Here is a 24,604-nt window from a genome sequence, read left to right as displayed (position 1 = left end):
TCCCCTGACAAGGGGAGCATTTTTTAGCTTTCGAGGAAGGCGGGAATGGCCTCGGCGGCGGCGTAGCCGGCGCGATACATGCGCTCCAGCCCCTCGAAGGTCTTGGAGAGCGTGCTCAGGCCATAGAGATCCTCGGGGGCGAGGATAAGCGCGCGTCCCTCGACTTCGTATTGCTTGGCCAGCGCGACCTCGTCGTTATACGTCTGGTACCGGTCGCGCAGGCGTTCGGCCGCCTCGGGATGCGTGCGCTCGAGGATCTTCGCCGGGCCCAGGTCCTTCTTCTGTTCGCGGGGCACATCCTTGAGGCGCGTGAGGACCACGACCACGCGGTCGTATCCATCGTCGATGGCCTTTTGCACCGGAATCGGGTCGGCGATGCCGCCGTCATAATACGGTACACCGTCCACGACATACGGCTCGCAGGCCACCGGCACGGCCGACGAGGCCTTGATGATGTCGAAATCGTCGTATCGGATGCGCGACTTGTCGAAATACTTGGTCGAGCCATCCTCGGCGTTGCAGGCCACGACCGTGAACCCGGTCGGATTGGCCATCAGCGCCTCGTAGTCGAGCGGGTCCTCGCCGTCGTGGTTGCTCAGCGTGCCGTAGATGTAGTCGAGATTCGCGAAGTTGTGGTTCTTCACGAAGCTGTCGACGCTTGCATATTCTTTGCGGAAGGCGTACTTCGTGTAGAAGGTGTGGTTGCGGCCGTGCTGGCGCGCCAGATAGGAGGTGAGGTTCGCGGCGCCCGCCGACACACCGTAGCAATGGTCGAAATCGATGCCGTCCTCGAGCAACCGGTCCATCACGCCGCAGCCGAAGATCGCGCGGAATCCTCCGCCCACGTCGATCAGCGCCGTCCTATGTCCGTTGGTTCCACTCATGCCGTCCATCCTTCCCATATGCGCACAGCCGATGTTCGATTGATTTGAGCTTACGTGCGATATGCGGACAAGAGTCAGGAGCCGCCGGAGCGGAAGCTCAGCCTTCCCGGCCCTCCAGCAGTTGCCGGGCAAGGGCGGCGATGCGCTTCGACGGGTCGGAATTGGACAGCTCGACCGAGCCGGTCTGCGATTCGGGGGCGAGCTTGCCCAAGGACTCGAGCACGACGCCCAGATGGCGCACGGTGCCTTCGTTGCCGTCGATGATCGCGGCCGTGGGCGGCAGCAGCTCTTGGAAATAGTCGCGGTAGAAGACGAAATGCGTGCAGCCGAGCACCACCGCGTCGATGGAGGAGAGGTCGTAGCGGTCGAAATACCGGTGCAGCGTGTCCATGACGAGATCATGGTCGCCGAGCCGCCCGGATTCGACGATATCGACCAGCCCGGGGCAGGGCTCGGGGAAAATCGTGTGATCGGCCTTGAAACGGCCCATGAGGGCGGCGAATTTGCGTTCGCGCAGGGTCAGCGGCGTGGCGGCCACGATGACGCGCTGACGCATGCCATGCCCGCGGTCGCAGGCGACCTTCAGGGCCGGTTCCATGCCGATGATCGGAATGTCGTAGGCTTCGCGCAGCGCCTCCACCGAGGCGGATGTGGCGGTGTTGCAGGCGATGACGATGGCCTTGGCGCCCTCGCGCACGAAGCGCTCGACGATGGCGAAGCTCAGTTCCCGCACCTGCTCCGGCGTCTTCGTGCCATAGGGGGCGTTCGCCGAGTCGCCGAAGTAGAGCACGCGCTCATGCGGCATGTCCCGCCGGATCCGCCGCGCCACGGAGATGCCGCCCAGCCCGGAGTCGAACACGCCGATCGGTGCCGAAGAAACCATCCTGCCTCCCTTGTCCGCTGACCAGCCTACTCGGCCCGCCGGCCGGATGCCGGGCGCGACATGGGCCCTCGCCCGACGCTCGCGTATGCTGGCTGCATGAGCATTCCCGAGCATGTCGTCAAAGCCCACGCCACCGGCAACGATTTCGTCGTCTATGCCGATCCGGACGGCCGTTTCGAGCCGACCGCCGACGAGGTGCGGTTCCTATGCGACCGTCACTTCGGCATCGGAGGCGATGGCCTGATCCGCCTCGCCCGTCCCGAGGACGTGTCCGATTTAAGCGCCGAGCAGATCGAGGCCTGCCGCGAGGGCGGGGCCGAATGGTTCATGGACTATCGCAACGCCGATGGGTCTCTGGCGGAGATGTGCGGCAACGGCACGCGCGCGATCACGCTGTTCGCGATGAAGTCGGGGCTGGCCGGGGAAGCCGAGGCGTTCCGGCTCGGCACTCGCGCCGGCGTCAAGGTTCTGGTGCCGTTGGGCGATGTCGAGCCCTATGGCCGTGACGTGCTGCGCGTCGATATGGGCGCGTGGCATATGGGGGAGAAGGACGCCTATGAGGTGACGATTCCGGGGACGGATGGCTCGGCGCGCGGCACTTTCGTCGATATGGGCAATCCGCATGTCGTGGCGGTGCTCGGTGCGGCCGATGGGGCCGATGGCGTGGACGAAGCGGTGCGCGCCGCATTGCCCGCCTCCACATTGCCGGATGTGCCGGAACTCGATCTGGCCACCAAGCCGGTGGTCGCCCCGGCCATCGAATCCGATCAGAACGTCGAATTCACGCGTATCGACGGCATCGACCGCGCCGAGAACAGGGGAAGCGCCACGATGCGCGTCAACGAACGCGGCTGCGGCGAGACGCTGTCCTGCGGCACCGGACTGTGCGCCACGGCGATCACATTGCGCGCCCACACCGGCATCGACCATTGGGACATCACCGTGCGCGGCGGCACGCTGCGCGTCGATGTGAGCGACGACGCCGTGTCCCTGACCGGCTCGGCCACGCTGGTCGGGCGCGTGGAGCTAATGGGACGCGAGTAGCGCGCAGGCGGAGCCTCAGGCGAACAGCGCCGCCCCGTATTTGAACACCACCAGCGCCGCGATCGCGACGATCCACAGCACGTCGACCATCAGATCGAAGTTGAGCCGGTAATACCTGCGCAGACCATTCGCAGCGTGCCCGGCGGGCAGCTCCTGCACGGTCACCGTGGCATGAGAGAAGGCCATGAATTGCACGGTGGTCGAGGCCATCAGGCACAGGCACCACGGGCACAGCGCGTTGATGACGAACATCGACTGCGAGGTGAGCCAACACGAATACGCCAGCGCGGCCAGCGACCCCAGCCAGGTGCAGGTCGCGAACCAGCGCGGCACCGTGACGCGCGCCAGTCCGAGCACGGCGATGGTGACGAACACCGATTCGGCCGCGATGCCGAAGAAGGCGTTCGGATAGGACAGTCCGCCGAATTTGATGATCTCCGACTGCCAGGATTCCGCCACGGTCGAGCAGGAGAGCACCTGATTGACGTCGCAGCCGAGCTGCGCCTCGGGATGGCGCGCCAATTGCAGCGTCTCCGCGGCGAGCACGAAGGAGACGACAAGCGCCATGGCCGAGGCGAGCAGCGCGACCAGATAGGTCCAGGTCGCCCGGTGCCGCGCCCCGGTGGGCAAACCCTCGTCGAGAACGGTGTCGGTGCCGGCCATGGAGACCTCCTTGTGACGGATGCGTGTGCTGCCACAACCTTAGCGCATCGCCTCCTCCGTTCCCGGTGGGGGATGGAAAAGGGCTAGGATAGGCGTATGACGCGATACGAGATTCCCCGCGTGCCGCCGACGGCCGGCTGGGACATCCATTGCCACACCGTGTTCTCCGACGGCACGAAGACGCCCGCCGAATTGGTGTCGGAAGCGAAGGCGAGGAGACTCAGGGGAGTCGCCATCACCGACCATGACACGACCGCCGGCTGGGAGCAGGCGGTCGGTGCCGCGCGGGCCGAGGGCATTCCCCTGCTGCGGGGCAGCGAAATCACGGCCGATGACGAGCATGTGTCGGTGCATATGCTGGGATTGCAATACGACCCCGCGGATCCGGGCATCGAGACGTTGTTCGCCCGCACGCGCGAGGCCCGCCTCAAGCGCACGAAACGCATGGTGGAGCTCTTGTCCCGGGATTATCCGATCACCTGGGACGATGTGATGGCGCAGGTGCGCCAAGGATCGCGCACGACGGTGGGGCGTCCGCATATCGCCGACGCGCTGGTGTCCGCGGGCGTCTACCGCACCCGGTCCGAGGCCTTCGCCGGCGCGGTGTCGGCCGGCAGCAAATACTATCTTCCCACGCCCTCGCCGACCACGCATGAGGTGGTCGCGGCGGTGCGCGGGGCCGGCGGCGTGTGCCTGATCGCGCATGCGGGGGACCCGAGCCGCAACCGCCATTGCCTGTCGGACGCGCAGATCGAGGCGTTGGTCGCGGAGGGACTTGACGGCCTTGAGGTCTGGCACCGCGGCAATCCACCCGAACAACGCGAACGGCTGCTCGCCATCGCGCGTCGGCACGGGTTGCTGGTCACCGGTGGCTCGGACTGGCATGGCGCCGGCAAGCCGAACGAGCTGGGCGAGAACCTCACCGACGACGCCACGGTCGCCGAGATCATCCGCCGCGGCGCCATCGAAGCTATCTAGGCAATCACAGATTGCCGAAGCCGACGGCGTGCTTGGTTTCGGAGCCGACGATGGCGTAGCCAAGCGCCTTGGCCGGCACAAGGATGCGACGGCCCTTGGTATCGGTCAGGTCGATGACGCTGCTGAGCGCCATGGCTTCGCCGATCTTCTTGCCGATCTCATCGGCGGTTTCGTCCGATTCGAAGGTCACGGCCTTGGCGACGTTCTGGATGCCCAGTTCGATGTTCATGGTTCCTCCCTGTGGGTTCGTGGGGTTATGGCTTTGCTTCGGGCTCAGGCCTTCGGCAACGATTCGTGCGTGTCGTGGGTCTCGTCGGCCGCGGCGTCAGTCGTGTCGGCCGCGTCGCTCCCGTCGGGAACGCCGGTGGTGTCCAACGGATCATATTCGTCCATCGGCTTGTCGTCGGCGTCGAAGCCGTCGAGTCCGGCGCGCGCGTCGCGCAGCGCCCGTTCCTCGCGCTCGAGCAACGGTATCGCGATGGTCGGCGCGTCCACCGCGGTCGTGGCGTCGGGGGTCGAATCGTCGGCATAGCCGCCGACGGTTGAGTCGCCCGTCGCACCGGCCTGGGAAATCGTCACCGTGGCGGCCTGAGTCGCGGAAGCGGGGCGGTCGGCGGTGTCATCGAGCCGCACTTCGTTCGCCGCTTTGATCTCGGAGGAGCCGGTGCGGTCCTCGTGCGCGGCGTCGTTCGACGACACGGCGGTCGAGCCGGTGGAAGCTGGGTTGCGGCGCCAGCGTTCGCGCTCATCGAGCAGCGTGCTCACGGTGATGGTGGAGGGGTTATGCGCGGAGGCCGCCGCGGAATCGCCCGTCTCGTCCGCATCATCCGTGGAGCCGGACTTGGAGCCGGATCCCGGGGCCGCTGCGCCGGAGGCGGCCCCGGCGTTGACTCCGCCCGCCGGGCGCGTGCGGCGCATCACTTCGCTCAGCTGGTGCGCCAGCCGTTCGACCTGCGCCTTGAACTCGATGATGCGGTCGTTGTCCCCTCGGTTCAACGCCTGGATGAAATCGCCGACCTGCTCCATCTGCAGCCATAGATTCGCGCGCAGCATGATGAGATCGTCGAGCCGGGCGCCCATCATGCGTCCGTAGGATGCGAGCACCGCGTTGCGGTGGTTCTCGTCGAGCTTGGCGAAGATCCACGCCAGGTCCTTGGCCGGGTCGTTGACCTGCATGGCCTGCCAGTTGCCGATGGCCGTGATCGTCGATCCGGAGAAGAGGATGTCTCCGCTGGTGAATCCGCCGTGCACCGGGCAGGTGGAGAACGACCACAGTCCCTCGGTCTCGAGGATGGACGCCCAGCTGGTCGTGATTTCGGACGGAACGTGGCCGGCGGCGCGCAGCCGCTTGATCCATGCGGTCAGCTGCGCCCGGATCTGTCCGGTGGAGAAGACCGGGTATTTCCCCTCCTCGAGGAAGGATGGATTGAGACGGTGTATCGCGCCGATGGCGGTGCCCACGGCGGAGCAGTCGTCGAGCGTGAGCAGATCGAGTTCGCGCGCTTGCCCTTCGGTGTGCTCGCCGATGAGCACGGCGACGCCGCCGGTGGCCGACCGCTCCGATTCCCCGTCGTCATAGGCGACGACGCGGCCCAACGCGAAGCCAAGGCCGCCGGTTTCGCGCGCCTCGCGCAGGGTGCGGGCCGCGCGCACGCGTCCCCTGAGCCGTCCGCGCCCATCGACGGCGGTTGAGGCGCACACGTCGTAGAGGTGCCCCGCCGTGTCCTGGACCACGGCCCGGTCGATGCCGTGCTCGCTGTCCGCCGCGACGGCATACGCCCCTTCGCGCACGCCGGCCAGGGCCGTCCCAGGCATCACGGCGGAGGCCAGCGCCGCCAGCGTCAGTTTGTTTCGTTGAGTCACATCTCCACCCTAATACAACCCGGCCGCAAAAGCCGCATCGCGGACGGTGTGGGAGGCATGGAACCGCCCTTTCGCGTGGAGGCGGAGCGAGGCGGGAATGCCGCGAGGGGCAGGGCGGCTGTCACAATGGGGCCCATGACGGCATCGGCGGACGCGATTCTCGAGGGACTCGACGACGCGCAGCGACAGGCGGCGTGCGCGCTCGAGGGGCCCGTGCGCATCGTCGCGGGCGCGGGAGCGGGCAAGACGCGCACGGTGACGCGCCGCATCGCCCACGCCTGCGCCACCGGCGCCTGGGATCCGGCGCGCACGCTGGCGGTCACCTTTTCGGTGAAGGCCGCCGCGGAGATGCGCTCGAGGCTGTCGGCCCTCGGCGTCGACGAGGCGGTGCGGGCCGCCACCTTCCATTCGGCGGCCCTCCATCAGGTGCGCCGCGTGTGGACCGAGGTCAGCGAGGCCCCGTTCCCGGCGCTGTCCGACGACCGGCATGGTTTGGTCATGCGGGCCGTGCGCCGCGCCGCCCCCGGCCTCGACGAGGATGATCCGACCGTGCGCGCCGTCGCGGACGAGATCAACTGGTGCAAGGTGTCGCTGGTCGCGCCGGGCGAATACGCGCGCGTCGTCGCGGCCACGCACCGCGACATCCCCGCCGGTCTCGACGCGGCGGGCATGGGCGCCATATACGAGGCGTACGAACAGGAGAAGGCCTCCCGCGGACAGATTGATTTCGACGACATCCTGCTCATCGCATGCCATATCCTTGATGCCTTTCCCGAGGCCGCGGCGGAGATCCGCCGCTCGGTCGGCTGGCTGACCGTCGACGAATACCAGGATGTCTCCCCGCTGCAGCACCGCCTGATGTCGCTGTGGCTGGGGAAGGGCGGCAACCGCAATGTGTGCGTCGTGGGGGACCCCGCGCAGACGATATATTCCTTCGCCGGCGCCTCGAGCTGGTATCTGCTGCGTTTCGCGGACGAGTTCGGTCCGCTGGCCGCCGACGTGAGCCTGGGCACCGACTACCGCTCGACCCCGCAGATCGTCGGGTACGCCAACCGCGTGCTCGCCGCATCGCCGCGGCGCGGGGATTATCTGCGCCTCGCCGCCGGCAGGCCGGATGGCGCGCGCATCAGCCGGCTGGTCTATGACAGCGACGAACAGGAGGCACAGGGCATCGCCGCGCGCATACGCCGCGCAGTGGATCGGGGGATCGGGCATCCCTCGGATTTCGCGGTGCTGACCCGCATCAACGCCCAGCAGCGCGCGATATGCGCCGCGTTGCGCGCGGCGGGGCTGCGCCATCGCGTGCGTCGGGACGCCGGATGGTCGGATGGCGCCGCGGTCGGCGACGAGGCGATGCGCCGCGCCGCCCTGGAGGCGCTTGGATTGGGCGCGGGCGAGGACGGCGGGGCCGTGACGGTATCCACGATCCATGCAGCCAAGGGCCTGGAGTTCCCGCATGTGTTCCTGGCGGGTTGTTCGGAGGGATTGCTGCCCTATGGCTCGCCTCCGCCCGGGGATGCGCTGGAGGAGGAGCGGCGTCTGTTTTACGTCGGCGTCACGCGCGCCGAGGCGTCGCTGCACTTGTCATACGCCCGTTCCAAGGACGGCTATGGCCCGCAGCGGCGTCGCGTCTCGCGGCTGCTCGCCTAGGGCCTGGCGGACGGGATCTGCGCGGGTCCCCGGTGGACGGGAATCCGCATGCATATCACCGGTTGTCGGTGGGGTTGTTATCGTCGCCGCTGTCACCGGGCTGTTCGTCGAGGAGCTTGGAAAGCTCGGCGTCCCAGTCGATGGCATCGCCGGATGCGGCGGCCGGGGCCGGTGACGCGGCGTTCGCGGCGCCGGATGAGTCGAGCCCCTTGGAATCGGCGTCGTCTCCTTCGCCGGACCCGCCGTCGGCCGGCAGCGCGGGCAGCAGGTCGGGGTGTCCCCATTTGGCGTCGCGGGCCTCGGGGCCCTCCCCGGCGGTGATGCGCTCCCAGAGGGAGGCCGCCTCGCGCATGCGCCTGGGGCGCAGTTCCAGGCCGAGCAGATTCTCGAAGGTGCGTTCGGCCGGGCCTCCGACCGCGCGTTCGCGGCGGGTCATCTCGCGCAGCTGCTCGATATGCGGGATATGCGCCATGCCGGCGCGCCAGGTCACGCAATCCACCCATCCCTCGACGAGCGCGAGCAGCGTCTCCAGCGAGGCCATCGCCTCCTGTTGCTCCGGGGTGTCGGGGATGCCGACCTTCGTCAGATTCACCGCGCCCGAGATGGACTCGGGATCCATGGTGCCGGCGTCGCGCAACTGCTCCTCCATCGCATCGAGGTCGATGGCCACGCCGCGCGCGTATTTGCCGATCAGCGCCTCGAATCGCGGCATCAGCCAGGGCACCGAGGCGTAGAGACGGGCGTGCGCCGTCTCCTGCAGCGCCAGATAGGCCGCGACCTCGTCCAGGGGGATGTCGGGGCCGGTTCCGATGCCCTCCAGCGGAACGTCGCCCTGCGTCGCGGCTTCGGAGGAAGCATCCGCCGTCGGCGCCACGAAGCCGATCGGGTGGGACTCGGAGCTTCCGCCCGCGACGGAGTCCGGAGCCCCGGCCTGCTCGTCGGCCTTGGCCGGAGCCTCGCCGTTCAGGGCCTTGGCGTATTCGATGACGTTCTGCGCGATCAGCGCGCCGGCGGGATTCGCCAGCAGCGCGATGCCTTGGTCGAAGCCGCCGCGCACCTCGTGCGAGAGCATGCCGGCGGCCTGTCCGAGCTGCATCGCGAAGGACGTGTTGCCCAGCAGCTTCATAAGCTGCCCCGGATCCTTCATGTCGTCGGGGATCGGAATCGGCACTGGTCCGGCGAACATGCCGGCCACCTCTCCGCCCATCTCGCCGCCCAGACGCTCGGAGATCACCGAGGCCAGCGCGTCGCCCATCGAGGCGGCCACGGGAGCCGCGAATTTGGCCCAGGCATCCAGCGTGCCCTCGACCCAGCCGGCGCGTGTGAGCACCTGCGCCTCGCCGGGCGCCGGATCGAATTGGCAGGCCGAATCCAGCCACAGGTTCGCCTCGCTCAACGCCCCGCGCAACGCCGTGCCCGTCGCGGCGCTGACCGTCGTCTCGCTGCCCGCGCCGTTCGCGCGCTGCAGGGCCAGCGACTTGGCCAGCTTCACATTGATCGGCCCCTCCTCGACCGTGCGCTTCATATCGCCCATCGAGTTGAGACCGCCGGCCGTGAACGCCTGCATCAGCGACTGCACCTGATCGGGCTTGGGCAGCGTCGAGGGATCCTGGCTCATGATCTGGTCCCTGACCATGTCGGGCAGCTGCGAGATCTGCTGCCAGGCCATCTCTCCCTGGATGGGACCGAAGCATTCGATCAGCCACTGTCGCATCGCGTTGTCGTCCATATCCCCGTCCCTTTGAGTCCTCGAGCGTCGTGCGTCGTATGTACCCCTCCATACTAGGGCCGACCCGCGCCCGTCATGCCCAGCGCTTACCCAGCGCGCCGCCTACACTGGTGCACATGAGTCCCAAGCACATCGTCCGGCGCGCTCGCCGCTACCTTGCCGTCCGCCGGCCGCGCCATCTCATCGGTCCGGTCGCCGTCGTCCTCTCGGCGCTCGTCCTATGTCTGCCGAGCGCATATTCCGTCGAACGCCCCGGCCCCACGCGCGACGTGCTCGGCAAGGACGGCGACGAGCCCATCATCTCGCTCACCGGCGCCGCGACGCACCGGGACAAAGGCCAGTTGCGGCTGACCACCGTCAACGCCTCCGGCATCCCCGGCGCGCCGGTCACCAACGCCGAGGTGCTGTGGGCGTGGATCGACCCCCATAGCGTCGTGCAGCCCCGCGAGGCGGTCGTCCCCATCGGACAGACCGCGGAGGAATACCAAAAGGAAAGCGAAAAGGACATGACCGACTCCCAGAAGTCGGCCGCCGACGCCGCGCTTGCCCTGCTCAAGGCGCGCGGAAAGGACGTCGATGGCATCGAGGCGAGCATGCACATCGACGACATCGGCGGTCCCTCGGCGGGGATGATGTATGCCCTCGGCGTCATCGACAAACTCACGCCCGAACAGGAGACCGGGGGCAAGGTCATCGCCGGCACCGGAACGATGGACTCCGACGGCAAGGTCGGCGAGATCGGCGGCATACGATTGAAGATGCTCGGCGCCAAACGCGACGGGGCCACCTGGTTCCTCGCGCCCGCCGGCAATTGCGACGAGGTGGCGGGGCATGTGCCCGATGGGCTGCGCGACGTGCGCGTGTCCACGCTGTCCGAGGCCTACGACGCGCTGGTCGCCATCGGGCGGGGCAATGGGGACGATCTGCCGCACTGCACGGCGAGGTAGCGGCGCATCGCCGTCCGCCGTCCGCCGTCCATGGAACGGGTTCGTAACAGGCCTGTTCGCAGGATATTGGTAAGGTGTGCCTCGTGAATCAAACAGCATCGCAAAAGGCTGAGGAATTCGGGTTCGCCCAGGGCGACGTCGTGCAGGAATGGCTGTGGGACGACGATGTGGACGACACGGTGCGCGCCCGCATCGAGGAGTTGACGGGCGAGGAACTCGTCGATGAGGACTACGCCTCCGCGGTCGATGGAACGATCATCTGGTGGCGTGACGGCGACGACGAGGACGAGCTGTCCGACACCATCGTGGACGCGTATGCGGTGCTCGGCGAAGACGGCCCGCTGTGGGTGCTGACCCCCAAGCCCGGGCGTCCGGGCGCCGCCAGCAGCAGCACGGTGCAGTCGGCGGCCAAGACGGCCGGCATGAACGCCGCGACCCCGCTGACGGTGAGCGACGACTGGAACGGCATCCTGCTGCGCGCATACGGCAAAGGACGCTGAATCCCGGCGCCCGGGGCGCTGGGACGGGGCATGGCCGCGGCATCGTCGCCGCATGCCCATGCGGGATATGTGGGCGATGAGGGGCTCGAACCGTCGTCGCCCGTGTTACGGGATGCTTGGAATATTGCTGGTTTCCCCAGTGTTTCCAAGGGTTTTTATGGTTTTACAATTCCCGCGTATTCCCTCGAAATCATGCCTTTTCCTGTAAAAATGTGGGCAAAATGTGGGCAGAAAATGGGCGCGAAACCCGTCCCCAGGACGACGAAAACGCCCCTCCGCCGCGGCGTGCGGGGAGGGGCGTCCTAGGTGGGTTACTTGAGCTTGGCTGCGACCTTGCTGGCGATGGCGTCCAGCTGTTCGTCTGTTAGCTCTATGCGTGCGGCTGGTGCCGCCGGCACGGTGGTGTCGTTGTCCTTCATGCCGACGAGGCGTTTGAGCATGAGCATGGTGCGGTAGGTGCGGCTGTTGTTCCAGTCGCGTTCGGTCTTCTCGTTGTTCAGGATCGCCAGCGTTTTGTTGGCCGCCGCGTCGGTTCCCTGCATGCGGTCGCGCATGAGGGTCCCGTTTTGGTTGAAGTTCCAGACCGCGTTGGCGATCTCCTGTGCAGAGGGCATGTCCTCTCCTTCCAATAGTTCGTTCGCCCGTGCGATGACGCGGTCCACGGGCAGGCCGTTGATGGTGTTGTCGGGGCACCCGTAGTGGTCGGTGCCGGGAATCTCCCTGTGCAGATAGACGTTGCCGTTCAATCCGTCGTGCCACAGGCGGCCGAGGTTGTGGCGGCGGCTGATGTCCGCGCACAGGCGCGCGGACGCCTCGACCTCCTCGTCGGTGACGGGGATCGACGCGAGGCCGCCGGCGTGTTCGATGGTCACGCCGGAGCAGTCGGACGCCGCGTTCGCGTCCGCCCACGAGCCGTTGTCCTCGTCGACCCATTGCAGGACGGTGCCGTCCGTGCCTACCCCGTAGTGGCTGGCGGCGCGGAACGACGCCTGTTGGAAACAGGAGTCGGTGCCCCACAGGCTGCCGACCATGATGTGCAGGGTGATGTGGTCGACCGCATACCCGTTGCGCCCCTGGTAATGGTTGGGGCTGCCCCTCCAGATGGCCTGCGCGTATCCGCTCATAGGGTCTCACCCGCCTGCGGGGCCGGCTCCTCGCCCTCGATGGGGGCGGCGACCGGCTCGGGTTCGCCCTCCGGCGCGATGCTTTCGGGGACGGCTCCGCTGGCGGTGGCGACGATCTGCCGCTTGCCGGCGGTCATGCCCAACGGCAGCGTGCCGGTCTCGCGCAACGCGGCCGTGAGCTGCTGTCCTGCGAGGGCCGCGTCGTCGCTGCTGCGCACGAGGCTGGCCGCGCCCATGGTGTCCGTCTTGCCGCTCGACGCGATGGACGTGAGCACGGATAGGATCATCGCCATCAGGGTGACGGACAATAGGTTGAGCCAGTCGACCTGCAGGATGCCGACTGCCCCGGTGCCGATGGTGGCGACCGCGACCTGCGCTCCCGTCTTGATGGCACGCTCCAACGCGTCCTTCCAGAAATCCATGGACGCAAGCGCCCAATTGACGGTTTCCTTGTGATCGGCCATCAGGCCTCCTTTCCGCCAGGAATGTCCTGGCTGTCGTTTGGTTCGATGTGGGCGTTCCGGATGTCGTTGATCATCTGGGTGCCCAAGCCGTTGCCGCCGAGCGCCGCGTAGGCGTTGTAGATGGTCTCGGCGCTGGCTTTCGTGTGTAGGTCGCATACGCCGTCGGCGTTGACCATGTCGGTCTCGATTTTCTCGAGCTTGCATCGCAGCAGGACGCGCATGCCCTCGGACTGCAGTTCGTATCGCGCCTCGATGCGGTCGAGGCGTTCCTCGAGGGACTTCTGCGCGGCGGTCGGCCGGTGGTCGAGTCGGTTAAGCAGCCATGGAACGAACGCGCCGAAGCCACCTGAGCCGATGACGGCGATCAGCAGCGTCGCCCATATGGGTATGGTTCCGGTCATCCGCGGCTCCTTTCAGTCTCCGCTGATGCGGACCATGCCGCATCGTCCGTCGCTGATGGCGCCGCCGGCGGCGGTCGTCTCCCACGAGAAGCTGACGGTCTGTCCCTGGGCGAGCGACGCCATCGTCAGGCCAGTGCAGGATTGGGCGCCGCCGCTGGTGCTTCCGTCACCGCCGACCGCGATCGCGCACTGGGTTTTGCCTCCCGCCGAGCATCGAATCGAGCAAGAGGTGGTGCCGTTGCCAGGCAGGCTGCCGATGCGCGCGGTCCAGTAGATCAGATACGTGCCCGGCTCGCCGGCCCTGATGCTGCCCAGCGACGCGCCGTTGGTCAGGCTCGAGCCGGAGAGCGTGCCGTCGTCGTGGTCGAGCTTCGGGGACGTGTCGAGGTTGTTGATGGAGTCGGCCACGTACTGTTTCGTCGCGTACGTGTTCTCGAGGTCGCGCGTCGACGTGTAGTCCTGCAGCTTTTCGTTGATCGAGGAGTCGACGTCGGACTGCTGGACCCCGTCCTTGCCGGCCTCGCCGGTCTTGCCACGGGGGATGCCGAGGCGCAGCTGCTGGTTGGCGAGGCTGACGGTGGGCTCCGCGTTCTCGTTGAGCATGGTCACCGTGGCCGAGGTGACGCCGACGGGCCCCTGCTTGCCGTCCTCGCCTGGGTCGCCCTTGGAGCCCGGCTCGCCGCGGGACGGCTTGCCCGTGTCCACACCGGAGACCCACCAGTTCCCGTTCGCGCCGATGACCGGGGTCGCGCCGGGCACGCCGCCCATCGGCAGCTTCAACGTCAACGCGCCGGTGTCCGCGTTGTAGTCGGCGTCGGGCTGCTGGCCCTCCTCGATGACGGTGGCGGTCACCGACCGCACGCCCGACGGACCCCGGTCGCCTTGGACTCCCTGCTGGCCGCGGGGGATGCCCAGCGTCAGGTGCTGGCCCTCCAGTTGCGTGGTCGGCTGCGCGTCCGGGGCGAGCATGTTGACCGTGACCTCGGTGACGCCCGTGTCCCCCTTGGGTCCCTGCTCGCCGACGTTGAGGTTGGCGTACTGGTCGCCGATGATCGCGCTCGTCGCGTCCACGGAGAGCACGTAGAAGACCTTGCCCGAGGGCATGAGCACGACGTCGCCGGCGATGGGCTTGTACACGCCGGTCACGCCGTTGAACTCCGTGAACTGGACCGTGTCGGCCTTGCCGTGCTCGGCCTTCATGGTCCACATGCCATGGCCCGAGGGACCCTGCAGCTGTCCGGCGTCGTGCCATGCGGGCGCGGTCTCGCCGTCGGCTTGGTACCACACGTACACGTGGTCGCCCACGAGGCGCGCGTCGCCGATCTGGTTGCCAGAGGCGGGCAGTCCGCTCGCATCCGACGCCTGCCCCTTGATGAGCAGGCCGTGGCCCTGCTCGCCCTGCAGGCCGCGCAGGCCCTGCGGGATACCCAGATAGAGCACGCCGTCCCTGACGCTTGCGGTGGGCAGTGCGCCGGGCTCCAGTTGGCTGACCCTCACGGTGTCCACGCCGGACGGGCCGCGGTCGCCCTGGTCGCCCTTGTCTCCCTTGGGGAGGGTGAAGTCCAGCGTGTTCAGACCGTTGTTCTTCCGCACGGTCACGGCGGCCGGCGTGCCGGACGTGACGGTGCCGATCTCGAGGTCGAAGTTGCTGGCGACCTGCTGGACCTGCTGGTACATGGCCTGCACCTGCGCTGCCATGGCCTTGATCTGCGCGGTCTGCTCCTCGTACCAGTCCTTGCCGCCCTGCGTGTTGAGAACGCTCGCGTCGATGAGTCCGGCGAATGGGCGGCTGGCGATGACGGTGTCGCCGTCGAGGATCTGCACGCCCATGCTGATCTGGCCTCGCCGGACCGCTCGCGCCGCGGCCATGGGGATGGGCGTCGACCATGCCGCCGTGCCGGACTCGTCGCTGGTGGCGGTCATCTCCACGTAGGAGCCAGGGTTGGCGGGGTTCTCGGGCTGGTCGTTCCATGTCAGCCGTGCCTTCAGATTGTTGAGCGGCGGGACGGTGCGGTGGTCGTCGGTCAGCACCGCCTTGATGACGCGCCCGTCCACGTCGTCGGGGTTGAGCCTGACCGGTTTCATGTACTGGTCGGCCTGGTCCATGTGGACGGTCGTGGTGCGGTAGTCCTCCACAGCCATGGTTTCTCCTTCGATTGCTTGTGATTTGGGTATGAGAAAGCCCCGCAGGGCGTGTGCCTTGCGGGGCTTGATGGGATGCGGCTTTGCGTCTTACCGGTAGTAGACGTTGAACGTCAGGCTTGGCAGCGAATGGCCTTGGTAGTACAGACCCCTCACGGTGAGGGTCCCGTTGTCGGAGGAGGAGCCGTATGGCTTGAACGCCAGACCGGTCTTGCTCGCGTGCCCGTACGAGGCGCTGCCCGACACGGTCGGCACGCTGTCGAGCGTGACCCTCTCGTAGTACTCGTTGTCCGAGCCGGAGGTCTCCTTGATGACGCACCACTTCCAGTTGACCTTGCTGCTGTTCGCCTTCACGTAGACGGTGCCGCCGTAGGAGGCTCCGCCGGTCGCGCTGTCCTCGCCCTGGATGTAGGCCCTCCATGTGACCACGGGCGCCGTGTAGCGTACGGTCACGCGGAACGTGCCCAGATCGTGCCCGTCGTACGTGAGGTTCGACAGCGTGTACGTGGTGGTGGATGAGACCTGCCCGTAGAAATAGCGGAACGACGCGGTCTCCACGCCGGTCGACGGGCTCACGCTCGGCGGCGAGTCCAAGCTGGAGGAGACGAACGAGCCTCCCTTGTAGACCGCGTAGCTGAAGCTGTAGCTGCCGTCCGACGGGTAGACGCTCGACCCGCTCGTGATCTCGCCATCGGAGTCCGACACGAGGCGCAGCTCGTACGATGGCTCGGGCACGGTGATGGTCACGCGGAACGTGCCGAAGTCACGCCCGTCGTACGTGAGGTTCGAGAGCGCGATGGTCGCGCTGCCCGGGTCCATCTGGTACCAGAACACGCCGGCGACGGAGATGGTGTCGGGGTATCCGCCTGACACGGATGGCGCGGAGTCCATGCTGTCGGAGACATAGCCGCCGGCGCTGTCCGTGATGGTGAAGCCGATGCTCACCGCCCCGTCGTCGCCGACCGTCACCCTTCCGCCGTTGGACACTCGCGTGCCGTTCACATCGACCCGCAGACTGTACGCCTCGCGCACGGTCAGGCTCGCGGACCCCTGCTTGGAGGAATCCATGCCGCTGGTCGCGGTGATCGTCGCGCTGCCGGCGCTGGACGCGGTGACGCGGCCCGACTGGTCCACGGTCGCGACGCTTCGGTCGGACGAGGCCCATGCGACGGACTTGTCGGACGCGTCGTCGGGCTTGACCTTGGCCGTGAGCGTGATGGATTGGCCCACGTCCAGCGTGGCGCTGCCCGGGCTTACCGTCACTCCCGTGACCGGTATGACGGGGTCCGTGACCGTCACCGGCACGCTTGCCGTCTTCGACGGGTCGGAGCGGCTCGCGCCGGTGATGACGGCCTCGCCGGCCGACACATAGTCGACCGTGCAGGGATTGCCGCCGGTGACGGTGGCGACTTTCTCGTCGGAACTCGACACATCCAATGTTTGGTCAGTGGCATCGGAGGGTTCGACCGCGAACGTGATGGTTCCGCTTCCTCCCGTCTCTCCCGAAAGGCTCGTGGGGGACGCGGAGACACCGGTGACCGGCACGACCACGGGCGCCACGGCGACCTGCGTCTCCGCCTTCACGGACGGATCGCTGTTGCTGGCCGCGGTGATCACGGCGCTGCCCGCGCCGACGTAAGAGACCGTGTATGGATTGGAGCCGGTGACGGTCGCCACGTCGGTGTTCGAACTGACGACGGTCAGCGACCTATCGGTCGCGTCAGCGGGCTCGATCGTGAACGAGACCGTCCCCGTTTCGCCGACGGTGCCGGACAGCAACGTCTTGTCGGCGGTCACGGCAGTGACGGGAACGGATTGGGCCACCACGGTCACCTGCACCACGGCGGTCGCGGACGGCCATGCCCTGCTGGCGACGGTGACCGTCGTGGAGCCGACCGCCACCGGGGCCACGGTGACCGTCGCGCCATCCACCGTCGCCGTGGCCACCGCCGTGTCTCCGCTGGACACGGTCAGCGACCTATCGGTCGCGTCAGCGGGCTCGACCGTCACGTCGAACGTCTTCGCGCCCGTGTCCCTCGTCGCAGGGGCGAGGGTGAGCGTCAGACTTGTTACGCTCGGCGTCAGCTTGGTCACCGGCTTCACGGACGGCGCTTCGCCTCCGCTGCCGGCCCAATACGTCTGTATGAGACGGTCCACGCCTCCCGGGGCGCGCAGCACGGTCACCATGGCGCGCAGATCCTTCGCCGGCGTGGCCGCGCACGTCGCGCGGATGCTGCCGGCCGGAACCGCGTCCAGCATCGAGTGCGACGCGAACACCGGCCGGCACGCATCCCAGTCGGCGCGCTCCGTCAACGGGTCGTACGGCGAGATCAGGTTCGCCTCGCCAAGACCCGCGACCGGAACGTCGCACACGTTCGAAGCGAACGACGCGGCCGGGAACGTGACGGGAATCGGACTGCCTATCAGAGCGACGGCCGAACGCGCGTCATTGGCCTGCTGGCCGGCCGCCTCCGCGACCTGCTGCACCGTCAGCACCGTCTGACCGACCTGATTGACATCGCTCATGGCCGACTGCGCCGTGTCATGCGCCGAGCTCGCCAAACCACTCGCCGCGTCCCACACCGGCTTGCCGACGTTCACCGTCGACGTGGTCCTGTCATTGACCGCCTGCCGCTGCGACAGGCTCTCGATCACATTGCCCAGCGTGACCACGGTCGAGTCCACGCCCGCCAGCGGATCCTCCTCCAAGCCGCTCACACGTCCCTCGAGACGCAGCGGTGGAGCGAAGCTGCGGTCCACGATCTGCACCGTGTCGCCCAACTTGAGTCCGGATGCGTCGAACCCTGCCATCGCGTAGCCGGCCACGGTCGCCTCATAGGTGACCAGCGGCATGGAATGCGCGTCGAGATCCGTGTAACCCGTGGTCCTCAGCAAACCAGGGTCGTCGATGTCGGAATGCACGACGACCAGCGTGGGTGGCGCGAGCTCGCCGGACCCGTCGGGGATGCCCCAGCGCTCCAACAACGTCGGGTCGATGGAATCGAGGTAATCGAGCCCGTCGTTCACGCTCGCAATGGTCAAAGGCCTGCCGGAGTCCGTGTCCTTGCCCAACGGGATCACACGGCTGTACACCTCGTCCGCGTCATATGTGCGCCTCACCTTCTCCAAGTCGGCGCCGTATTCGAAGCGTTTGCCGGAGACGGAGCCGCGCCGCTTGACGAGGCCCACCGTGCGGGAGCCGATGCGCGAGCCGGACGAGTCCGGCAGCACTTGGGTGATGATCTCCAAGCCGGCCGAGGCGGCCAGCTTCTTCAATCCGTCCCACCCGTTCGTGCCCGACATCTCGAACTCCTCGAGCATGACGTCGTCGACCGTGCCCACGCTCCATCGCGTCCCCTGCGTGCACATGTCCGCCACGGTCCTCGCCGCCACATCCGTCTCGCGCATCCACTGCACGGGACGGGTCGCGGCAAGCTCCTGCACGCTGTTGACGCACTGCACGTTCGACGACGGCAATCCGTCCTCGCGGATGTCGTCGGGAGAGGTGACCCGGTACTCGCACCATTCGCCGTCCTCCGTGCGAAACACCACGTAACGGCCTTTCTCCACGGGCTTATCCACGTCGAGGTTCAGCGTGTCGGACCAGTCCGCGCCCTGCAGCGACTGCTTGCGCGTCGCCGACCAAACGGGAAGCGAATCATCCAGCAGGTTCCCGACTGCGTCATAGAGGAGGAAACGCGTGGCTGGCATATGAGGCCTCCTTAGAACTCGTAGAGCGGCCGGTATACGACGTCCATGCTTCCCGCCGTCGTGCTGGCAGTGTTTGATCCGCGCACGAGCGTCGGATAGTCGCTGTCGATGGTCGGGAACACCGGAGTGCTCCCGTAGACGCTGGTCTTGGCGTCGCAGTCGACTTTGAGGGTCGTGGAGCCGTCGGCCCCGTTCCCGTCGAAGTTGTAGACGAGCTGGCGGTCGCCGATGGTCAGGTAGAGACGTTTCGTGCCGTAAGGCGGAACGGTCGTGATGGTGGGCGCTGTGGGCCGGTCTGTGTCGACCCACACATCCTTCGGGGAGACGGTGGCGGTGAAGCGTTCGAGCCTGCCGCGCGCGAACGGGTCGCATTCGACGGTCAGCTCGACGTTCGCCCACATGAAGACTCCGGTCCTCGTGCGCGTCTCCTCCCACGCTCCCACCGTGGGAATGCCGGTCAGTGTGCCGGGCATGGAACGCCAGCCGACGTCGGTCTCTATGCCATCGATGCGCTTGAGCTTGCGGCGCGTTTCCCAGTACTCGTCCTCGTCGCCTGTGGTCGCCAGTTGCAGGGCGAGTGTGCGCCGCGCGACGTAGGGCTTGCCCATCTCGTCGCGCTGGCTCATGTCCACCGTGCCGTTCCTGCCGGGCATGTCGGTCATGCTGGTCCTATGGTCGCCTTCGCCGAGGCTCCATCCGGCGCGTCTCAGCCACAGCCCGTAGTCCGACAAGGGAAAACCGGCGAGGGACAGGCCCGTGTCGTCCTGCGGTATGTCGAGACGGCGGAAATATCCGTGTTCGGATGCGGGCATGTCACCTCACTCCTCTCGAGCCTCTGCGTGCTATCTCGTCGTCCAACGGGCCGGCCAGCGCCATGGCCATGCCCTGCGGGGTCTTCACCTCGACCACTGGGAGCGTGGCGAGCGCCGAGACCAAGGCCGACGTCAGAGTCTCCTCGCTCAATCCGCCGTTGACCACGGTGGTTCCCACGGTCCCGTCGCGGTTGAGCCTGTCAAGGGTCCTGACGCCGATCTTCCTGACCGACGCCGCGCGGATCACGTACTCGCCGTTGGACAGCCATGTGGGGATGCTGTCGGATGTCGCCGAGCCGGGGCCGGATACGAGTCCGCTCGGACCGTATGCGCTCAGGGCCGCGAACCGGCTTTCTCCGACGATTCCTCCGGTCGCCCGGCGGATGAGTCCGCCGGCGGCCTTGCCGTCGCCGCCTTTGAACACGTTCACGACCGCGTTCCACGCGTTGCTCGCGATGCTCCGCAAGCCTCCGAGGATCGAGTTGATGGGGCCGCTGGCGTTGTCGGTGACGCCGACCGTGGCCTTGACGTGGCAGTTGCCGAACTTGTCGACCGTCACCTGGGCGGCGGTGGTCTGCGAGATGGCCTGCCCGTTGTCGGCGCCGAGTCTCGCGGACGCGTTGGTGAGACCGTACTTGTCGGCCAGTCCCTGCGCCGCGCCGATGCCTGACACTGCCTGCGAATTGTCGGCGGCGAGACCGGCCGTGGCCTTGGTGGCGCCGAATGCGTCGACTTTTCTCTTGGCGTCGTCGGTCTTCGCGTCGGCGTCGGACTTGTCGGCCTTGAGCTTCGCGGTCGGCTGCATGAGTCCCAGCTTGACCAGCTCGTCCTCCACGGCCTTCGTCTGCGCGTTCGCGTTCGACGGGTCCGCGTTCAGAAACGTGTTGACCACATCGGGCAATGTGTCCATGTTGAGCTTCAACCCCGCGACGTTGCCGTTCGCCGCGTCGGTGAGCGCGTTCATGAACGTCGTCTTCTGCTCGGGCGTCAGGCTCAGCGTGTCCACATACGCCTGAATCTCGGCCTTGGCGTTCTCCCCGTCGAAGGTCATGTGCGTCGTGATGTCCGAGGGGATGAGGCCGAGCGAATCCGCGACGGCCGCCGCCTGCTCCGGGGTCTGCCCCAACGCGGTCAGCTGGCTGACGAGCGCGTCGCGCATCTCCTGCACGCGGTTCTTCGCCGTCTGCAACGCCTGGTCCATGCCGCCGTACGCGCTGGCGTTGGCCACGACGCTGGCCGCGTTCTGCAGCACCGACGCCGAGAACCCTTCGAGCGCGGACTTGCTCGCACCCGTCATGGACGCGAAATCCCTCGTCGCATCACCGTTCGCCTTCAGTGAGGTGCCGACGTCAGACACCGAAGCGCTGACACCCGACCAAACCGAGTCAATGGACTTCAGATCTTGTGATGCCGCAATCATCTCGGAAATGGCAGTCTTATATTCATTCCCTAATTCGCTGATTTTGCCTTTAAAAGCATTTCCGGGGGGAGAATTCTTGACTTTGGCTTGGATCTCGTCCAATGCCTTCGATGATCCGGCGACGGCATCTTGGATCGTTTTCATGCTGACGCCGTACTGGTCGGCCAGTTCCTTGATGTTGTCGGCGTTGACGCCTTGGAACAGCTTCTCGAACACCGAGAAATCGGCGTTCTCATCGGTTCCTTGCTCGATTCCTTTCCAGAATTGCTTCACAGCGTCCGCGCTTGTCTGCATTGCGGTTTTGAGCTCGTTGGACAGGTTCTTGGCTTTTTCGACTTGCTCCTGGTATCCGATGATTCCGGTGGCAGCGATGCCGAGCGCGGCGCTCAACGCGAGGCCGGCCGGGCCGAATCCGCCGAGGACTCCGGACAATCCCGACGTCTTTCCCGCGGCGGTTCCGGCGGACTCGCCGGCATGCTCCATGCCCTTGGCGATGGCTCCGAGATTGGACGCGGCGTTGGACCTGCCGCCGGCCAATCCGGCCACGGCCTTGACGACAGCGCCGATGCCCGACGCCGCCGAAGAAGCAAGGGAGAATATTGGCTTGAGCTTGCCGCCGAACAGGGCGATCGCCGTCATGCCGGCCTGGACCGGCGTGGGAAGGTCGAGGAACGCCGACACCAGATTCCCCGCGACCTGCGAGACGCCCTCGATGGTGCGGGAGATCTTGTCGCCGTTGCGTTCCACGAACGAAGTGGCCTGCTCGATCACCGGCATCAGCCCGTTGCTGACCGAACCGGTCAGGGTTCGCACGAACGCCTGCCATTTCTGACCCATGCTCTGGGCGTTCCCGGCGGCCTTGTCGGCCGCGCCGGCGACATCGCCATACGAGTCCTTGACGTCGGCGAGCGCGCCGATCATGCTCCATGCGTTGTCTTCGCCGAGGCTGGACCATAGTTCGGAGGCGATGCTGGCGCGTTTGGTGCTGTCGGTCATCTTGTCCATCTCGCCGATGACCGCGTTGAGCACGTCCTGTGCGGTGGCCTTTCCGTTTTTGAAATTGTCGAAGACGTTCTGGGTGCCTTCGGAGAAGTTCCCGATGCCTTCGTCGAGGCGTCCGTTGGACAGGCTGGTGAGGAATTCGTTGAGGAAGTCGCCGACCTTGTCGAGGTTGTAGGCGCCGTTGTCGGTGCCGGCCTGCAGGAGGCTGAAGTATTGGCTGGCGCTCATGCCGGCGTCTGCCCACCGTCCGGAATATTCGGCGAGGTTGTCGCCCAGCTCGTCGGTGTAATTCAGGCCGCGTTGCATGCCCGCGACCATCAGGTCGCTGGCTTCGTTGGCGCTCAGTCCGAAGCGTTCCATGAGCACGTTGACGCCGCGCACGCTTTCGGATACGTCGGCGCCGAACGTGTCGGACATGACCAATGCGCTTCTCGTGACCTTGTCGAGGCCGGCGGGGTCGATGTCGCGCAGCGTGTTCTTGGTCTGGATGACGGCCTCGTTGACCTGGTCGAGGCTTTCTCCCCATCCGTCCATGTAGATGCCGCTGGCGACCTTGGCCGCCTCGTCGGCGGCCGTGGTGTCCCCGAGGGCCGCCTTCATGGTGCCCTGCAGGTCGGCTTGCTCGATGCCGGACTTGAAGGCCGCGGCGAACGCGGTGCCCACGCCGATGGTCGCGAGAGTGCCCTTGAGACCTTCGAGGCCGTTCCTCGCGTCGTCCGCGCCGCCCTTGAGGCCAGCTAGGGTTTCGCGAGCGCCCGCCATGGCCCGTTTGAACGCTCCTGCGTCGGATTCGCTTTCCTTGAGGCTCTGACCGGCGCGTTCGGTGGCTTTGCGCGTCTCTTCCTGCGCCGAGGATAGGCGTTGCTCGGCTGCGGCGAGCTGGTCGCTGGCGGTGCCGGCCCTGGCCTTGCTGGACGCGAGGCGGGCCTGTGCCTTGGCCGCTGCTTCGCTGTCCGCGCCGGATTTGGCGATGGCCTGACGCAGGTTCTCCTCGGACTTCTCGACGCTCTGGTTCGCCTGCGCCAATCGGGTCCGTGAGGTTTCGACGGCTCGGGTGGCGTTCTCCGTCTCGGTTTTGAGCCATGCGAGACCGTTGTCTCCGGAATCCGCGGCGACATCGAACACAGCCTTGCGTGCCTGCGCGAGTTTCTCCTGCGCCTGCGTGAGCCGGTCGGACGAGGACAGGCTCTTCTCCTGCGCCTGCGTGAGGCGTTCCTGCGCGGCCAACGCCTGCGAGGATCCCTCGCCATACTTGCCGATTGCCTCGGCGAGCTTGCGCTCGGCGATCTCGGCTTGCGCCGCTGCGGCCCGCTGCTGCTGGCGGGCCGTCGACATCTGACGGCCCGCATCCGATGCGGCGGACGCCAGACGCTTGAACCCGGCGCCGCCCAATCCCTGCGTGGCCTGCTCGAAGGTCTTGCGCATCTCGCGGCCGGCGTCGCGGCCGGCCTTCGCCCCGTTGAACGCCTTGGAGAACATGCTGGCGCCGGACTTTCCAGATGCCTGCATCTCCTTTGCGACCCGGTTGCGAAAGCCGGTCATCACCGGGAACACCGACACGTGGCCGGTGCCGACCTCCGATCCTCCTGTCATGGTCCACCTCCAAGTCTCATCGGCCAAACACGCTGCTCAAGTGCGTCTCGGCATTGCGGATTTCCTTTTCGCTGATGACAGGCGCCGCCGCATCCTCACGCTCTGGAATGGGCGACCGCAACCCCTCGTAATGGTCGAGCAGCCATTCGCGGCGCACCGGATACTCCAAGCCGGCGTGCTTGGCGCCGGTCAGGGTCGACGTGTCGGCGAGCAGGGACAGGTAGAGCGCGATCGCATCCCCGTAACGGAGACGGCCCCCAAGGTCGCCCGTCAGGCTCCACCCGTGGCGGGCGAAATCGGCAGCGGCCTCTACTCGGTCTTCGCTGACGCGGGCGAGGAAGTCGAGGATTTTCCCACGCTGGCGTCCTGCACCCTTTCGATGACCTTCATGTAGTCGTTGAACATCGACACCAGCGTGGACGAGCCCTCGCGCCCGATGAAGGTGGTTTGCTCAGGGTCCACGGATTCGAGCAGCTTGGAGATGATGTCGGCAGGCGCGGAATCGTCCCGGAGGCTTTCGATCAGGTCACGTTCGGGGTTCAACGGCAGACGGTAGCGCCGGCCGCTCGGAGCGAGCACGACCAGATTCGGGAACCGCACGAGGTACTTGTTGCGGATACGCTCCCCGGCCCGCGCGATCTCATCCGCGAGACGGGTGTCGTCGACTCCCATGAAATCCGCGTCCGACGGTTCGGATGCGGGGGCCGTCGCGGCTACCGGCGAGGGCTGCGCGGCCTGCACTGCGACGGGAATGGTGTTGGTGTTCTCATCCATGATGTTGTTTCCTATCCTTG

20 protein-coding genes are annotated in these 24,604 nt (G+C 66.9%); 5 read left to right on the top strand and 15 right to left on the bottom strand.

Features of this window, described 5'->3' with window-relative positions:
* Positions 1-23: 23 nt before the first annotated feature.
* Together AC1AUD_RS03915 and murI are read right to left on the bottom strand one after the other, a co-directional pair.
* Complete coding sequence (locus AC1AUD_RS03915; protein ID WP_476572271.1) at positions 24-884, bottom strand: patatin-like phospholipase family protein; 861 nt, start codon at positions 882-884, stop codon at positions 24-26.
* 97 nt (positions 885-981) lie between these two features.
* Complete coding sequence (murI, locus tag AC1AUD_RS03910) at positions 982-1,767, bottom strand: glutamate racemase (protein ID WP_476572269.1); 786 nt, start codon at positions 1,765-1,767, stop codon at positions 982-984.
* A gap of 96 nt (positions 1,768-1,863) precedes the next feature.
* Between murI and dapF the strand changes: the two genes are divergently transcribed.
* On the top strand, positions 1,864-2,811 hold the full coding sequence (gene dapF / locus AC1AUD_RS03905; RefSeq protein WP_476572268.1) for a diaminopimelate epimerase: 948 nt from the start codon (positions 1,864-1,866) through the stop codon (positions 2,809-2,811).
* A gap of 15 nt (positions 2,812-2,826) precedes the next feature.
* On the opposite strand, the gene AC1AUD_RS03900 is transcribed toward dapF, so the two are convergent.
* A complete protein-coding gene (locus AC1AUD_RS03900) occupies positions 2,827-3,474 on the bottom strand; it encodes a vitamin K epoxide reductase family protein (RefSeq protein WP_476572267.1) in 648 nt (215 codons plus the stop codon).
* Between the two features lie 96 nt (positions 3,475-3,570).
* Between AC1AUD_RS03900 and AC1AUD_RS03895 the strand changes: the two genes are divergently transcribed.
* On the top strand, positions 3,571-4,452 hold the full coding sequence (locus tag AC1AUD_RS03895) for a PHP domain-containing protein (RefSeq protein WP_476572266.1): 882 nt from the start codon (positions 3,571-3,573) through the stop codon (positions 4,450-4,452).
* Positions 4,453-4,456: 4 nt separating this feature from the next.
* On the opposite strand, the gene AC1AUD_RS03890 is transcribed toward AC1AUD_RS03895, so the two are convergent.
* A complete protein-coding gene (locus AC1AUD_RS03890; protein ID WP_476572264.1) occupies positions 4,457-4,681 on the bottom strand; it encodes a DUF3107 domain-containing protein in 225 nt (74 codons plus the stop codon).
* A gap of 44 nt (positions 4,682-4,725) precedes the next feature.
* Entirely contained in the window at positions 4,726-6,267 is a 1,542-nt protein-coding gene (locus AC1AUD_RS03885) for a phosphotransferase (protein ID WP_476572572.1), read from the bottom strand.
* A gap of 183 nt (positions 6,268-6,450) precedes the next feature.
* Between AC1AUD_RS03885 and AC1AUD_RS03880 the strand changes: the two genes are divergently transcribed.
* A complete protein-coding gene (locus tag AC1AUD_RS03880) occupies positions 6,451-7,965 on the top strand; it encodes an ATP-dependent helicase (protein ID WP_476572263.1) in 1,515 nt (504 codons plus the stop codon).
* Positions 7,966-8,020: 55 nt separating this feature from the next.
* Here AC1AUD_RS03880 and AC1AUD_RS03875 read toward each other — a convergent pair whose 3' ends face one another.
* Complete coding sequence (locus AC1AUD_RS03875; protein WP_476572261.1) at positions 8,021-9,694, bottom strand: zinc-dependent metalloprotease; 1,674 nt, start codon at positions 9,692-9,694, stop codon at positions 8,021-8,023.
* Positions 9,695-9,810: 116 nt separating this feature from the next.
* On the opposite strand from AC1AUD_RS03875, the gene AC1AUD_RS03870 reads away from it, so the two are divergent.
* Positions 9,811-10,641 carry a YlbL family protein gene (locus tag AC1AUD_RS03870; RefSeq protein ID WP_476572260.1) on the top strand — a complete coding sequence of 277 codons (831 nt, stop codon included), beginning with the start codon at positions 9,811-9,813 and terminating at the stop codon, positions 10,639-10,641.
* A 74-nt stretch (positions 10,642-10,715) separates the two neighbouring features.
* Positions 10,716-11,141, top strand: coding sequence for a DUF3052 domain-containing protein (locus AC1AUD_RS03865; RefSeq protein ID WP_476572258.1), 426 nt, complete (start codon positions 10,716-10,718; stop codon positions 11,139-11,141).
* A 311-nt stretch (positions 11,142-11,452) separates the two neighbouring features.
* Here the strand turns inward: AC1AUD_RS03865 and AC1AUD_RS03860 are convergent, their stop codons facing one another.
* The 9 genes from AC1AUD_RS03860 to AC1AUD_RS03820 form a co-directional block, all read right to left on the bottom strand.
* Complete coding sequence (locus AC1AUD_RS03860; RefSeq protein ID WP_476572256.1) at positions 11,453-12,265, bottom strand: N-acetylmuramoyl-L-alanine amidase; 813 nt, start codon at positions 12,263-12,265, stop codon at positions 11,453-11,455.
* Positions 12,262-12,729, bottom strand: coding sequence for a holin (locus AC1AUD_RS03855; protein WP_476572254.1), 468 nt, complete (start codon positions 12,727-12,729; stop codon positions 12,262-12,264). Before AC1AUD_RS03855 ends, AC1AUD_RS03860 begins: the two co-directional genes overlap by 4 nt.
* Entirely contained in the window at positions 12,729-13,130 is a 402-nt protein-coding gene (locus tag AC1AUD_RS03850) for a hypothetical protein (protein ID WP_476572252.1), read from the bottom strand. The genes AC1AUD_RS03855 and AC1AUD_RS03850 overlap by 1 nt, the downstream gene beginning before the upstream one ends.
* 12 nt (positions 13,131-13,142) lie before the next feature.
* Positions 13,143-15,272: a collagen-like domain-containing protein gene (locus AC1AUD_RS03845; protein ID WP_476572250.1), complete on the bottom strand. Its 2,130-nt coding sequence runs from the start codon at positions 15,270-15,272 to the stop codon at positions 13,143-13,145.
* A gap of 90 nt (positions 15,273-15,362) precedes the next feature.
* Positions 15,363-18,983: a phage tail spike protein gene (locus AC1AUD_RS03840; protein ID WP_476572248.1), complete on the bottom strand. Its 3,621-nt coding sequence runs from the start codon at positions 18,981-18,983 to the stop codon at positions 15,363-15,365.
* An 11-nt stretch (positions 18,984-18,994) separates the two neighbouring features.
* Positions 18,995-19,795 carry a hypothetical protein gene (locus AC1AUD_RS03835; RefSeq protein WP_476572246.1) on the bottom strand — a complete coding sequence of 267 codons (801 nt, stop codon included), beginning with the start codon at positions 19,793-19,795 and terminating at the stop codon, positions 18,995-18,997.
* A gap of 1 nt (position 19,796) precedes the next feature.
* A complete protein-coding gene (locus AC1AUD_RS03830; RefSeq protein WP_476572244.1) occupies positions 19,797-23,810 on the bottom strand; it encodes a phage tail tape measure protein in 4,014 nt (1,337 codons plus the stop codon).
* A gap of 16 nt (positions 23,811-23,826) precedes the next feature.
* Positions 23,827-23,979 carry a hypothetical protein gene (locus AC1AUD_RS03825; RefSeq protein ID WP_476572243.1) on the bottom strand — a complete coding sequence of 51 codons (153 nt, stop codon included), beginning with the start codon at positions 23,977-23,979 and terminating at the stop codon, positions 23,827-23,829.
* A 140-nt stretch (positions 23,980-24,119) separates the two neighbouring features.
* The gene (locus tag AC1AUD_RS03820; RefSeq protein WP_476572241.1) at positions 24,120-24,584 is read right to left on the bottom strand and encodes a hypothetical protein; all 465 of its coding nucleotides are present in this window, start codon (positions 24,582-24,584) and stop codon (positions 24,120-24,122) included.
* Between the last annotated feature and the right edge of the window lie 20 nt (positions 24,585-24,604).

This window comes from Bifidobacterium sp. LH_730 (assembly GCF_056355835.1).
This window is presented reverse-complemented; position numbering and strand designations above follow the sequence as displayed.

Coding starts and splice junctions, on each gene's coding strand:
- AC1AUD_RS03830 (WP_476572244.1), bottom strand. CDS start 23,810: ATGACAGGAGGATCGGAGGTCGGCACCGGCCACGTGTCGGTGTTCCCG.
- AC1AUD_RS03885 (WP_476572572.1), bottom strand. CDS start 6,267: ATGCCTGGGACGGCCCTGGCCGGCGTGCGCGAAGGGGCGTATGCCGTC.
- AC1AUD_RS03850 (WP_476572252.1), bottom strand. CDS start 13,130: ATGACCGGAACCATACCCATATGGGCGACGCTGCTGATCGCCGTCATC.
- AC1AUD_RS03875 (WP_476572261.1), bottom strand. CDS start 9,694: ATGGACGACAACGCGATGCGACAGTGGCTGATCGAATGCTTCGGTCCC.
- AC1AUD_RS03820 (WP_476572241.1), bottom strand. CDS start 24,584: ATGGATGAGAACACCAACACCATTCCCGTCGCAGTGCAGGCCGCGCAG.
- AC1AUD_RS03860 (WP_476572256.1), bottom strand. CDS start 12,265: ATGAGCGGATACGCGCAGGCCATCTGGAGGGGCAGCCCCAACCATTAC.
- dapF (WP_476572268.1), top strand. CDS start 1,864: ATGAGCATTCCCGAGCATGTCGTCAAAGCCCACGCCACCGGCAACGAT.
- AC1AUD_RS03915 (WP_476572271.1), bottom strand. CDS start 884: ATGAGTGGAACCAACGGACATAGGACGGCGCTGATCGACGTGGGCGGA.
- AC1AUD_RS03855 (WP_476572254.1), bottom strand. CDS start 12,729: ATGGCCGATCACAAGGAAACCGTCAATTGGGCGCTTGCGTCCATGGAT.
- AC1AUD_RS03840 (WP_476572248.1), bottom strand. CDS start 18,983: ATGCCAGCCACGCGTTTCCTCCTCTATGACGCAGTCGGGAACCTGCTG.
- AC1AUD_RS03845 (WP_476572250.1), bottom strand. CDS start 15,272: ATGGCTGTGGAGGACTACCGCACCACGACCGTCCACATGGACCAGGCC.
- AC1AUD_RS03890 (WP_476572264.1), bottom strand. CDS start 4,681: ATGAACATCGAACTGGGCATCCAGAACGTCGCCAAGGCCGTGACCTTC.
- AC1AUD_RS03880 (WP_476572263.1), top strand. CDS start 6,451: ATGACGGCATCGGCGGACGCGATTCTCGAGGGACTCGACGACGCGCAG.
- AC1AUD_RS03900 (WP_476572267.1), bottom strand. CDS start 3,474: ATGGCCGGCACCGACACCGTTCTCGACGAGGGTTTGCCCACCGGGGCG.
- AC1AUD_RS03895 (WP_476572266.1), top strand. CDS start 3,571: ATGACGCGATACGAGATTCCCCGCGTGCCGCCGACGGCCGGCTGGGAC.
- AC1AUD_RS03835 (WP_476572246.1), bottom strand. CDS start 19,795: ATGCCCGCATCCGAACACGGATATTTCCGCCGTCTCGACATACCGCAG.
- AC1AUD_RS03870 (WP_476572260.1), top strand. CDS start 9,811: ATGAGTCCCAAGCACATCGTCCGGCGCGCTCGCCGCTACCTTGCCGTC.
- murI (WP_476572269.1), bottom strand. CDS start 1,767: ATGGTTTCTTCGGCACCGATCGGCGTGTTCGACTCCGGGCTGGGCGGC.